A 12,993-nucleotide genomic window follows, 5' to 3' on the forward strand; every position below is an offset into this window, starting at 1 on the left:
AGGGGTAATGAGACTGGTAGTGTTTTAATTACTGTTAATAATGTTACTTATGCTGTTAATTTGACTGATGGTGTTGCTGTCTTGAATGTTACTTTGCCTGTTGGCGATTATACTGCTAGTGTTTATTATGCTGGTGATGACAAATACAATGCAACTTCTAATGCAACTGCGTTTAATGTCGCAGCTAAAGGAACATCTGCTATCATTATTGATGTAGAGAATGTTTATTATGTTGGTCAAGAGATTGTAATTACCTTTACTCCTGTTAATTCCACAGGCAATCTTAAGGTTACTATAAATGGTGAAGATTATGAAATCACTGATAATAAAGTAACATTCGAAAATGGATTGGCAAATGGCACTTATGTAATAGTCGCTGTCTTGGATGAAGACGAAAGTTATTACGGATCCAGTGCAAATGCAACATTCCTTGTTGTTAAAAATGATATAACAATTAGTGTCAATAATATTACTGTGCCTTCAATTATTTATGCCGATAATCAGGTAAATATTACTGCTAACCTGAATGAGACCGTTACTGGTGATGTGATATTTACAATTAATGGTGTTGACTACATAGTACATATTATAGATTCCAATGTTGCTACTATCGAGTACACTCCTGTTAATAACGATACAATTACTGTCGTTGCTACATTCATGGGCAATGATAAGTATAATAGTAATGTATCTGATCCTCAAGAATTCACTGTTAATAGAATTCCTACTGATATCAATGTGACTGTTGAAACTCCGGTCACTTATGGCGATGATGCCGTCATTACTGTTTGTTTGAATGTAACCATCAATGCTACTGCCAAATTATCTGTTGATGGCAAAGAATATAATGTTGCTTTAATTGATGGTAAAGGTGTATTCAATGCTTCCGGATTGGGTACTGGAGTTCATGATGTCATTGTAACCTATGTTGGTGATAGAATTTATGATAGATGTGACAATTCTACAAGCTTTACTATTGATAATGCTACTTTAATTGCTGATGTAACTGCATTCAATGTCACTGTCGAGCAGAACACTACATTTGTTGTCAATGTCACTGATGACTTTGAAGGAAATGTATCAATCAAAGTTGGAGATAAAGTATTGTACAACGGCAGTGTAAAAACCTTAATCCTTGCTGACATATTGCCTGCAGGAGATAAGACCGCTACTGTTGTATTCTATGGTGACAGCAATTATGATGAATTAACATTAGATGTCAATTTCACTGTTTCAAGTGTCGCTCCTTCTATCGATGTGACTATTGATGATGTGACTTATCCTGACAATGCCACTGCAGTTATTAATGTCGGCAATAATGCTAACGGTACTGTCAAAGTTACTGTTGACGGTAAAGTATTCAACGGCACAGTATCTAACGGTGTTGCCAATGTTGTTTTAACTAATTTATCTGCAGGCAGTAAAGTCGTCACTGTTGAATTCATCTCAACCGACGATTATAATGATAATGCTACCGCCAGCGCTAAATTTACAGTTTTAAAAGCAACTCCTGAGATGGATGTTGAGGTTCAAGATGTTGTATATTACAGCCCAGAAACTATTATTGTCACTGTAAATGCTACTGGTAATGTAACTATCAAAGTAAATAATCAAACCAAAGTTGTTGAACAAGAATTACAATCTGGTGAATACAGATTAGTATTAGACGGATTAGCAGCAGGCCAATATGTTGTAGAAGTAACCTATAACGGTAATGAAAACTATACTAACGTAACCAAAACAACCGTATTCAATGTAATCAAAGCAAATACCACCTTGGATGTTGAATTCAGCTCCGTGTATGTAAATGAAACTCAAGTCTTAAATATTACAGTTAACAATACAAACGCAACAGGTAATGTCATCATTATAATCGATGGCAATAACTATACCGAAACTCTGGCAAATGGTCGTGCTAGCTTCACAACCGATTTACTGCCGTATGGAAATCATACCTTGACTGTAATCTATGAAGGAGATAAGAACTTAACCGGTAGTTGGATTTCTGATACATTTGAGGTATCTAAATTACAATCCAATTTAACAATCAGTGTCACTAATGTCACTACCGCTTCAGATGAAACTATTGAAGTAAGTGTAACTCCTGGTGCTACAGGTTCTGTAGTGATTACAGTAGACGGCAAAGATTATCATGTTGATCTTGATAACGGTGTAGCAACCTTAGTATTAAGTAATTTGGCTAATAAAACATACACAGTTCATGCTAAATACCTTGGTGATGAAAACTACACTACCTGTGAAGGTGACGCAAGCTTTAATGTGGCTAAAGTCAATTCAGAAGTAAGTGTTCAAGTTGAAAACATCACTGTCGGTGATGTTGCAGTTGTCAATATTACTGTAACTCCTGATGCTACCGGCAATGTAACTGTTGAAATTGTTGGTGTTGGAACTTACACTGTTCCTGTCGCTAACGGAACCGGTTCATTGATTGTCAAAGACTTGGCAGTTGACAACTACACAGTTAAAGTAACTTATAACGGTGATGGCAAATACTTGCCAAGTGACAATGAGACAACCTTCAAAGTATCTAAAGCTGAAACCACTTCTGGCGATATTCAAGTTGTCGATCAAGGTAACCGCACTGTTGTAATAAACGTTCCAGGCAAAGAAGGTAATGTAACTGTAAAAGTCGGAAACGAAACTTACAACGCTACTGTTGTCAACGGCACTGCTGTTGTAACCTTGACTAATACAACTCCTGGCGAACATGAAATCGAAGTGATTTACTCCGGTGATGAAAACCACACCGGCGCTTCAACTAACGCTAATGTAACTATTCCGAAATACCCAACTCCAATGAGCATTGAAGTGTCCGACGGTAAAGTGGATGAGAAAATCAAAGTGACTGTAAATGTTCCTGACGGCCTTGAAAACAATGTAACTATCGAAATTGATGGTAAAACATACTCTGCTAAACCTGAAAACGGCAAAGCAGTATTTGAAATTGAAGGCTTGCTTTCAGGCAATAAGACCGTTACTGCAATCTATGAGGGAGACCATGATTATGAATCAAACTCAACAACTGCGAACTTCACAGTCTATAAGAATCCGGCTCCAATATCTGCTACAGCTGATAATTCCACACCGGGCAGCGCTACAATCGAAGTAACATTGCCAAGTGATGCTACCGGATATGTGATTGTCAATGTTAACGGCACTGATTATGGTATCAACTTGACTGCGGGTGATAAGTCAGTTACAATTCCAATCATGAAGTCTGGAGATTACACTGCTGTTGTAACATACCTTGGAGATGAAAAATACTTGGACAATTCCACAACTATAAACTTCCACGCTTCAAGCAACAAGACAAGCCCTAATATCGCTGCTGATGTTGAGGATGTTCCTGTTGGAAATGATGTTGTTGTAACAGTGACCGTTCCTCAAGGTGGAGACGGCAATGTAACAATCACTGTTGATAATATAACTACTACTGTTCCTGTAACTGGTGGAGAAAACAATATCTCTATTCCTGGAGTAAGTGAAGGAACTCACGATGTTGTAATCCAATATAGCGGTAATGATCAGTATGAACCACAAACAATAACCAAGAAAGTTACAGTATTCAAATCAATCATTGCTGAAGACCTTACTAGAGGTTGGAACAGTCCATATGATTATAAAGCTGAGTTCTTGGACAATGAAGGTCATGTGCTTGCAGATACTGATGTCAAATTCATTGTGAACGGTAAAACTTACACAGTCAAAACAGATTCTCAAGGTATTGCAAGATTAGATAAATCCAAATTGCCTATTGGTGAATATGAAGTAACTATTATTAATCCAGTCACTGGTGAGCAAACCACTGCTAAAACAACTATCGTAAAACGTTTAATCGAAAACAAAGACATTACAATGGACTTTGTTGACGGAACATATTATGTTGTAAGAGCAATTGGTGATGACGGCAAACCTGTCGGTGAAGGTGAATTTGTCCAAATTAGCGTACATACTATCAGTTACTCCTGTAAGACTGATAAAGATGGTTATGCTAGACTTAAAATTAACTTGAACCCTGATAAATACCCTATTTCAGCAGAATATAAAAACTATAAAGTTCAAAATAATATTGTAGTTAAACAAACCCTTAAATTGGTTAAAAAGACTGTTAAAGTTAAAAAAGGTAAAAAATTAGTGCTTAAAGCTAAACTTAAATGGTCTAATGGTAAAGCAATTAAAGGTAAGAAAATTGTCTTCAAATTCAAAGGCAAAAAATACTCTGCTAAAACAAACAGTAAAGGTATTGCTAAAGTTACTATTAAGAAAAAAGTTACCAAAAAACTCAAAAAAGGCAAAAAATACAAATACAGTGCAAAATATTTAACTAATGGTGTTAAAGGAAAAGTTAAAGTTAAAAAATAATTTAACTTTTTCCACTATTTCTTTTTTTAAATTTTAATAAAATTTTTATATAATCTTAAACAAACTAATAATACAAAATTCATTGTTGGGATTAAAATGGAAACTGTGATGATTAACTGGGTATATGTTATAATTCTGTTTATTTTAGGTTTCATTACCTATCAAAGAAAATCTTTAGATTTCTTTGGCTCAGCAATCATGATTCTCATGGGAATTGTAATCATATTCTCTGCCGGTGCAAATTGGCTGTTATTGATTTTACTATTTCTCGTTTTATCTTTATTTGCCACCAAATATTCTAGAAAATATAAATTGTCCTTAGGGGAATTCGAAGGAAGAAGGACATCTAAAAATGTAATATCAAATGGGGTTGTAGCATGTTTCATGGCTGCATTTGGAGGATATTACCTGCCGTTTGTAGGAGGATTCATAGGAGCAATTGCAACTGCAACAGCTGATACTTTAGCATCAGAAATTGGGGTATTGGACCCTCATCCTCGTTTAATAACTACATTTCAAATGGTGGATCCTGGAACTAATGGTGCGGTGTCAACCTTAGGAACTTGCATCGGAATTGTTGGTGCAGGGGTTATCGGTATTGCAGCATACTTTTTCGGAGTCATCGGAAATCCTTTATCTGCAATTGTAGTTTCAGTTATTTCCGGAACAATAGGATGTTTTATGGACAGTATATTGGGTGCATTATTTGAAAACCGCCATTTAATAACAAATGAGCATGTCAATTTAATTGCCACAATTGTCGGGGCTATTGTGGGCATCATTTTGATTTAAGAAAAATCAAATATTTATCATAATTCTTGTTTTTTTATCATTGATTATATATGGATTAGGTCAACACCCCCTTCTTAACTAATCACTTTTATTAAATTAAATACATGTTAAATTATTCCATATAATTTACTAGCATCTATCAATATTATTAATGTTTCTTTTAAGTATTTTGCAAGTAACCCCCCGTCCATTTTTTGCAATGATTTTTGTCATGGAAATTTTTTTCTTTTTTTCCGAATCTGTTAATTTTCAATGTCAAATCCCATTTTTAAATAAATTATTTTAACTATTAAAAATAAAATTTATAATAGTATTATTTTTACTAAGGTGATATTATGAAAGGTCTTATTTTAATTATGGATGGTATGGGGGACCGTCCAATTAAGGAATTAGGAAATAAAACTCCGCTTGAAGCGGCAAATACTCCAAACATGGATAAAATGGCTGCTGAAGGAATTACTGGAATTATGGATTCAATTGCGCCAGGAATCATCCCTGGAAGTGATACCGCGCACTTATCCATCTTAGGATACAATCCATATGAGGTATATACCGGAAGAGGGCCATTTGAAGCAAATGGTGTTGGAGTGGAAGTGCTTCCAGGGGATATTGCATTCAGATGCAACTTCTCAACAGCGGATGAAAATTTAATAGTCACAGACAGACGTGCAGGAAGAATCAAAGAAGGAACCAAGGAAATTGTAGAAGAATTGAATAAGATGGTTTTAGAAGATTATCCTGATATTAAGATTATTTTCAAAGAATCTACAGGTCACAGGGCAGTTCTCGTCCTTAGGGGAGAGGGGTTATCTGACAAAGTAAGCGATGCAGATCCTAAAGTAGAAGGAAATAAACCAAAAGAAGTTAAACCTTTAGATGATACTCCTGAAGCTGCAAAAACTGCAGATATCTTAAACAAATTGGTTGTAAAAACCTATGAAATGGTTAAAGACCACCCAGTCAACTTAAAAAGAATTGAACAAGGGGAACCTCCAGCAAACATAGTCATTCCACGTGGAGCAGGTGAAGTTCCGGTTGTCGAATCATTAAATGAGAAATATGAAGTCAATTCTGCATGCATTGCGGAAACCGGATTGATCATGGGAATTGGAAGATTTGCAGGAATGGACATTATTGAAATGGAAGATGTAACTGGAGGAGTCGACACTAATTTGGACAATATCCGAGATACAATCATAGACCAAGTCAAAAACTCAGACCATGACTTTTTCCTGATAAACATTGATGGAGCCGATGAAGCGGGCCATGATGGTCAAACAAAAGAGAAAAAAGAATTCATTGAAAAAGTCGATGAGGTAGTAATGAGCGAATTAATCAAACTTGAGGATGTTTATATTTACTTGACCGCTGATCATTCAACTCCGATATCAGTGATGAATCACTCAGGAGACCCTGTACCGGTATTAATCAGAGGACCTGAAGTAAGGGTTGATGATGTTTGTGAATTCTCTGAACGTGCTTGCGCAAAAGGAGGACTTAACAGAATCAGGGGTTCAGACGTAATGAATATTATGATGGATTTAATGAATTATGCTCATAAATTCGGAGCATAAGGTGATTATATGGTGGCAAAAAAACTATTTGGGACATCTGGAATCAGAGGAAAAGTTGGCTCAGAAGTAACTTGCGAGTTAGCATTGAATGTTGGTAAATCACTTGCTTATTATTTGGGCAATAGGGGCACTGTTGTACTGGGTTATGATACAAGAACCACAAATGAAATGCTCGACCAGGCAATATGTGCGGGACTTTTAGAAAGCGGAGTCAATGTGATTAAGATAGGTATGGTTCCAACTCCTTTAGTCGGATATGCTACTGAAAAATTAAATGCCGATGCCGGAATTATGCTTACAGCATCCCATAATCCTTCACAATATAATGGAATTAAATTATGGAATAAAAATGGAATGGCATATACTTCATCACAAGAACGTGAGATTGAAGAAATATATGCAAATAAATCTTATGTCTCAGTTAATTGGGAAAATGTCGGCAAATTAAGTGTAAATGAGGAAATTAAAGGCCAATATGTAGATGATCTGGTTAGCATGGTTGACATTAAAGAAGGCCTTAAAGTTGTCATTGACTGTGCATCCGGAGCGGGAAGCGAGATATCACCTTTAGTATTTAGAAAAGCGGGATGCGAAGTCACAACCCTAAATTCACAGCCAGACGGATTTTTCCCAGGCCGCAATCCGGAGCCAAATGCTGAAAACTTACAGACTTTAATGAAAACTGTAGTCGCCATTGGAGCGGATCTTGGAATTGCTCATGATGGTGATGCAGATAGAATGATTACTGTAGATGAAAAGGGAAACGTTTCCCCATTCGATTCACTTTTAGCATTAATTTCAAAAGAATTCGATGGAGATATTGTAACCACAGTTGATGCGGGATTATGCATGGACGAATCTGTCAAAGGCCAAGTCATAAGGACAGCTGTGGGCGATGTTAATGTTGCTGAAGTAATCATTGAGAAAAATGCGGCATTTGGAGGAGAACCGTCCGGAACATGGCTGCACCCTGACTTTTGCATGTGTCCCGATGGAATTCTGTCAGGTTTAAGAATGGCTGAAATCGTTTCAAGAGATGGCAAATTATCAGAGCTTTTAGATCAAATTCCGTCATATCCAAATATCCGTGAAAAGATAACCTGCTCAAAAGAGGCTAAAGTTAAAGTAATGGAAAATATGGAAGATTTATTAAAAGAATCTTTTGATGATATTGTTGATGTAAATTCACTTGACGGTGTTAGATTAACATTTTCAGATGACAGTTGGGTGCTGGTCAGACCTTCCGGAACTGAAGATTACATTAGAATAACTTTAGAATCCCGTGACGCTAAAAGAGCTGAAGAAATTAAGGATATCTGTGTAAAAATAATAAACGAAAACTTATGAAGATGATTCATTCATCTTACTTTTTTTTTAAAAAATAAAGAAAATCTTTAAAGAATGAAAATTCTTTAAAGAGTTAATTGTTACATGCCGACGGATTCAAGTCCTTTTGTAGCAAGCAATTTTGTAAAGGAACCTTCTGGTTGCATGAGAATGTTACCTTTGTTGTATTCATCAAGGGCAGCTTTCATCATAGTTGCTTTTTTATCAGGGTTTGCAGCTGCTTGAGCTAATGCTTTAATGAGTACTTTACATGCATCTCCTCTAGACATTGTTCCAGAGTGGCTACCTCCGTAACCATTATATGCATCGTTTTCACGAACAATATCTGCTGCAGAAAGGTTTGTTTCAACGCCGTCAACTTCCAGTGGCCTTATGGAGTCAATAATATTATCCACTCCTTCGTCATATACAACAACTACTGCATCACAAGTCATATTAGTGTTATATTCTACGATTTCTTTTGCATATTGCATACCATCTTCCACACCGTCATAAAGACAGTCGTGCATGAACATTCGTCCCCCTCCGATGGAGCTGGATGCAGGTTGTGTTGGGTGTGTCATTCCACCTGGATAAACAGGAGTGTAATTTTTAAAACTTCCATTCTCTAAGTGGACCATAAATGCCATATCACATCCACCGTTTGACTGCTCGTATTTGTCACAAGTTAATACGAGAATGTCCTTGTCTTCTTGAGTTAAGTCAGGACCACTATTTAAACCTCCATAAATAGAAGCTAATAATCCTACAAGGATAACTATAAGAATTGCTAATATTAATTTTTTACTTCTCTTCATGGTAATTCCCACTCAAAATATTTAATAGAATAATTTTAATTAATACAAAATCGGGTTGTATTATTATAATATTTAAAAATTAACTTATATAAATATTATCAATAAAATTAAAATTAGATTGAATTGCCAATAAATAATTAAAAAAAGAATTTATTTTTAAAAAAATAAAAAATTTAGAAGAATATTTAACTATTCTTCTGCGATAAATGCATCAATACCTTTAGCTGCACATTCTGGGCATACCCAGTCATCAGGCATATCTGCAGGGGTTGCTCCAGCAGGGATGTTGTATGCAGGATCGCCTTTTTCTGTATCGAATCTGTATTCGCAATGTAAACAAACATATATAGTCATTTTATTATCTCCTAAAATTTTTGCTATTAGCATAGCTAATATGATTTCTAGTTTATTTAAAGTATTATTTAATAATTTTCATTTATTGATAGCAAAATTATTTTATAAGGTAAAAATAAAACATATAATATTATATATAATTTTTATAGGGGATAATATAAATGAAAGCAATTATTTTAAGCGCGGGCGAAGGTTCAAGAATGAGACCCTTAACATTAACAAAGCCTAAAACCATGCTGCCTGTCGCTGGAAAACCTATTATTCAGTATACTATTGAGTCATTGAGAGAAAATGGTATTAAGGATATTTTATTAATTGTACGTTATAAAGAAGAGATGGTTAGAGATTACTTTGGGGACGGCAGTGATTTTGGTGTTAACATTTCTTATAAAACTCAAAAAGACTTTTTAGGCACTGCCAATGCGATTAGTTATGGAAAAGACTTTATAAATGATAGTTTGCTTGTTTTAAATGGGGATATTATTTTAGATGAAGAAATAATCAACGAAATCATTAAAAAATACAATTATTTAAAACCGGATACCCTGATGGTTTTGACAGAAGTGGAAGACCCGTCCGCATTTGGGGTTGTTGAGATAGAGGATGGAAATATTAAAAGAATTGTGGAAAAGCCTAAAAAAGAAGAAGCTCCAAGCAACCTTGTCAATGCGGGAATTTATGTATTCAACAAAGATATTTTCGATAAGATTGATAAAACCGAACTCTCCCAACGTGGAGAATATGAAATAACCGATTCAGTTTCATTGCAGATAGAGGACGGTAAAAAAGTTCTGGGTCATAAGACATCCAAACATTGGATTGATGTTGGAAGGCCTTGGGAGTTGATTGAAGTTAATGAAGAATTGATTTCCCAACTCAAAACAGAAATAAAAGGCAAAATTGAAGACGGAGCCCATATCCACGGCGAAATATTTTTGGATGAAGGAAGCATCATTCGTGCGGGAGTATACATTGAAGGAAACGTTTACATTGGCAAAAACTGCGATATAGGTCCGAACTGTTATATCAGAGGCAATTCCTATTTGGGCGACAATGTGCATGTGGGAAATGCTGTTGAAATTAAAAACTCAATTATTATGGAAAATACCAATGTCAGCCATTTAAGTTATGTTGGGGATTCTGTAATCGGTTCAAACTGCAATATAGCGGCAGGAACCAATATTGCAAACTTACGTTTTGATAATAGGTCAGTTAAAACTAAGATTAAAGACCAAATGATAGATAGTGGAAGGCGTAAACTCGGATCCATCATTGGGGATGCTGTAAAGACAGGAATTAACTCAAGTTTTTCACCGGGCGTTAAAGTAGGCCATAATTCCACCATCGGTTCTGGGGTTTTGTTATATGATGATGTACCCTCCGATACAAGAGTATTGGTAAAACAGAATCATATTATCCAAGATAAAAAAGCAAAAAAATAAGGCGATATTATGGAAAATAACAAAGACTCTATTGTAATATGCCCAGGCGCACAGGTAATTGGCGATGTTGAATTAGGTGAAGACGTATCTATCTGGCATGGAGCCGTAATTAGAGGAGATACGGATTCTATCACAATCGGAAACCGGTCTAATGTTCAGGACAATTGTGTAGTCCACTGCACAAAAGGATTCCCTGTTGAAATTGGGGATAATGTTTCTGTCGGACATGGCGCAGTTGTTCACGGATGCAAATTGGACGACAACGTTTTGATTGGAATGAACGCAACAGTCCTTAACGGTGCACACATATCAAAAAACTCTATAGTAGGAGCAGGAGCCGTTGTAAGCGAGGGAAAGGATTTTCCTGAAGGCAGTTTGATTTTAGGCGTTCCGGCAAAAGTGGTAAAGGAAATTTCACCTGAACAGATTAAAATGATTCAGAATAATGCAGATAATTATGTGAAACTTTCTAAACAGTATAAGGAAGATTAGATTATGAAAGCAAGACAAATTGTAGAGGAAATGGATTCTTATGTTCCAGGCAGGTCTCAAGATGAGATTGCAGCAGATTTTAACCTTAAAAAGGAAGATATTATTAAATTAGGCTCAAATGAAAATCCATGGGGGCCATCTCAAAAAGCCATGAAAGCTATTGAGGATGAAATTAAATCGATTAACAGGTACCCGGAATCTCAATTGCATGAATTGGTTTCAGAAATTGCAGCGTATTCCGGCGTTAAGGATTCTCAGGTAATTATTGGGGGCGACGGCGCTGATGAAATTATCGATGTGCTTGCAAAAACATTCATAGAGAAGGGTGATGAATTTATTGTCCCTCTGCCTTCTTATATGTATTATGAATATCTGTTGAAACAATATGGGGCTAATCCGGTTTATGCGAAATGGGATTTGGACGAAAATAAATTGGACGTTGATTCAATTTTCGATTCAATCACTCCTAAAACTAAAATGATTTTCTTGTGCAGTCCGAACAATCCTACCGGAACATTAATTGATAAGGAAGTATTGGCAGATATTGCTTCTAAAAACCCTGAAATATTGATTGTTATTGATGAGGCTTATTTTGAATATTCAGAAGTCACAAATAAAGATTTAATCAATGAATATGATAATATTTTCATTATCCGTACAATGTCTAAAGTATTGGGGCTTGCCGGTATGAGAATCGGCTATGGGCTTGCATGTGAAGAGATAATTGAATATATGCATAGGATAAAGCCCGTATTCTCCTTAACAAGACTTTCATTTGTAGCGGCACTTAATACCTTTAGGGATAAGGACTATATTGAAGATTCCATTAAGAAAGGTATTGAGTCAAGGGAATACCTATATGAGGAAGTGTCCAAAATCGACGGATTGAATGTTTTCCCATCAAAATCAAACTTCATGCTAATCCGTGTAGAAGATACCGGGTTTACAGCCAGTGAACTGGCTTTGGAACTCATGAAAAAAGGAATTATTGTAAGAGATTGTACTTCCTTTAAAGGTTTGGATGAATATTGGATCAGGATAAGCATCTGTACTTTAGAAGAGGATGAGAAATTTATTAAGATTTTAAAAGAGGTTTTAAGCTAATGTATGTAGGCGGCAGTGTCATTTCTTCTGTTGAATTCCATGGAAACATGTCTTTGGTTCTGTTCATGTCAAAGTGCCCTTTGGCATGCAGATATTGTCATAATGTGGAATTGCTGGAAGACAATACTGAAAAATCATTTGAAGAAATTAAACATGAAATCGATTCATCAGCTGATTTTTTAGATGCTATCGTAATTTCTGGCGGAGAACCGTTAGTTCAAACAGATGCGGTAATTGAAATATTGACTTATGTTCGCCAAATAGGACTTAAAACAAAATTGGATACAAGCGGAATCTATCCGGACAATCTCAAAAAAATCTTGGATTTGGATTTGCTTGATTATGTGTCACTTGATGTTAAAACAACATTTTCAAAATATAGGAAAATAACCGGAGCAAATGTCGGTTTCAAGGTAAAAAAATCAATGGAACTGATAAACGAGGCGGGAGTCCATCTTGAAATCAGGACAACTTATGTTCCAACTTTGCACACTAAAAAAGATATTAGGAATCTTGTCGATGAAATTGAAGCTGATGTCTATACCATTCAGCAATTTAGGAATAAAAATGTATTGGACCCGGCGTTAGAAAAAGTTGAAGTTCCAAATCCTCATGATCTGGTGGCTTTAGCTAGTGAAATCAAACCCTACTTTAACGGTGTCGTTAAAGTCAAATCAGGGGAATTTGGAGAACAGATTATTTAGGAGG

The 12,993-nt window shown here is 35.7% G+C and carries 10 protein-coding genes; 8 read left to right on the plus strand and 2 right to left on the minus strand.

Annotated features, from left to right (window positions below; all coding sequences use genetic code 11):
- The 4 genes from IKS50_RS00545 to glmM all read left to right on the plus strand — a co-directional run.
- Positions 1 to 4,383 (plus strand): Ig-like domain-containing protein (locus IKS50_RS00545; RefSeq protein WP_292843868.1); only part of this gene is annotated, 4,383 nt, incomplete at its 5' end.
- A gap of 96 nt (positions 4,384 to 4,479) precedes the next feature.
- A complete protein-coding gene (locus IKS50_RS00550; protein WP_394357514.1) occupies positions 4,480 to 5,175 on the plus strand; it encodes a TIGR00297 family protein in 696 nt (231 codons plus the stop codon).
- 335 nt (positions 5,176 to 5,510) lie between these two features.
- Positions 5,511 to 6,749: a 2,3-bisphosphoglycerate-independent phosphoglycerate mutase gene (locus IKS50_RS00555; RefSeq protein WP_292843870.1), complete on the plus strand. Its 1,239-nt coding sequence runs from the start codon at positions 5,511 to 5,513 to the stop codon at positions 6,747 to 6,749.
- 9 nt (positions 6,750 to 6,758) lie between these two features.
- Entirely contained in the window at positions 6,759 to 8,096 is a 1,338-nt protein-coding gene (gene glmM / locus IKS50_RS00560) for a phosphoglucosamine mutase (protein ID WP_292843872.1), read from the plus strand.
- 80 nt (positions 8,097 to 8,176) lie between these two features.
- Here the strand turns inward: glmM and IKS50_RS00565 are convergent, their stop codons facing one another.
- Positions 8,177 to 8,893 (minus strand): DUF4012 domain-containing protein, encoded by a 717-nt coding sequence (locus IKS50_RS00565; protein WP_292843874.1) that lies wholly within the window; start codon positions 8,891 to 8,893, stop codon positions 8,177 to 8,179.
- A gap of 189 nt (positions 8,894 to 9,082) precedes the next feature.
- Positions 9,083 to 9,247, minus strand: a complete 165-nt coding sequence (locus IKS50_RS00570) for a rubredoxin (protein WP_292843876.1) — start codon at positions 9,245 to 9,247, stop codon at positions 9,083 to 9,085.
- Between the two features lie 161 nt (positions 9,248 to 9,408).
- Between IKS50_RS00570 and glmU the strand changes: the two genes are divergently transcribed.
- Genes glmU through IKS50_RS00590 form a run of 4 tightly spaced genes read left to right on the plus strand, consistent with a single transcriptional unit; the run spans position 9,409 to position 12,989 of the window.
- The gene (glmU, locus tag IKS50_RS00575; protein WP_292843878.1) at positions 9,409 to 10,689 is read left to right on the plus strand and encodes a bifunctional sugar-1-phosphate nucleotidylyltransferase/acetyltransferase; all 1,281 of its coding nucleotides are present in this window, start codon (positions 9,409 to 9,411) and stop codon (positions 10,687 to 10,689) included.
- Positions 10,690 to 10,698: 9 nt separating this feature from the next.
- Complete coding sequence (locus IKS50_RS00580; RefSeq protein ID WP_292843880.1) at positions 10,699 to 11,181, plus strand: gamma carbonic anhydrase family protein; 483 nt, start codon at positions 10,699 to 10,701, stop codon at positions 11,179 to 11,181.
- A 3-nt stretch (positions 11,182 to 11,184) separates the two neighbouring features.
- A complete protein-coding gene (gene hisC / locus IKS50_RS00585) occupies positions 11,185 to 12,285 on the plus strand; it encodes a histidinol-phosphate transaminase (protein ID WP_292843882.1) in 1,101 nt (366 codons plus the stop codon).
- Complete coding sequence (locus IKS50_RS00590; protein ID WP_292843884.1) at positions 12,285 to 12,989, plus strand: anaerobic ribonucleoside-triphosphate reductase activating protein; 705 nt, start codon at positions 12,285 to 12,287, stop codon at positions 12,987 to 12,989. The genes hisC and IKS50_RS00590 overlap by 1 nt, the downstream gene beginning before the upstream one ends.
- Positions 12,990 to 12,993 lie beyond the last annotated feature (4 nt).

Origin of the sequence: Methanobrevibacter sp. (assembly GCF_017539065.1) — an archaeon.
GTDB lineage: Archaea > Methanobacteriota > Methanobacteria > Methanobacteriales > Methanobacteriaceae > Methanocatella.

Coding starts and splice junctions, on each gene's coding strand:
- IKS50_RS00555 (WP_292843870.1), top strand. CDS start 5,511: ATGAAAGGTCTTATTTTAATTATGGATGGTATGGGGGACCGTCCAATT.
- glmU (WP_292843878.1), top strand. CDS start 9,409: ATGAAAGCAATTATTTTAAGCGCGGGCGAAGGTTCAAGAATGAGACCC.
- glmM (WP_292843872.1), top strand. CDS start 6,759: ATGGTGGCAAAAAAACTATTTGGGACATCTGGAATCAGAGGAAAAGTT.
- IKS50_RS00550 (WP_394357514.1), top strand. CDS start 4,480: ATGGAAACTGTGATGATTAACTGGGTATATGTTATAATTCTGTTTATT.
- hisC (WP_292843882.1), top strand. CDS start 11,185: ATGAAAGCAAGACAAATTGTAGAGGAAATGGATTCTTATGTTCCAGGC.
- IKS50_RS00565 (WP_292843874.1), bottom strand. CDS start 8,893: ATGAAGAGAAGTAAAAAATTAATATTAGCAATTCTTATAGTTATCCTT.
- IKS50_RS00590 (WP_292843884.1), top strand. CDS start 12,285: ATGTATGTAGGCGGCAGTGTCATTTCTTCTGTTGAATTCCATGGAAAC.
- IKS50_RS00580 (WP_292843880.1), top strand. CDS start 10,699: ATGGAAAATAACAAAGACTCTATTGTAATATGCCCAGGCGCACAGGTA.
- IKS50_RS00570 (WP_292843876.1), bottom strand. CDS start 9,247: ATGACTATATATGTTTGTTTACATTGCGAATACAGATTCGATACAGAA.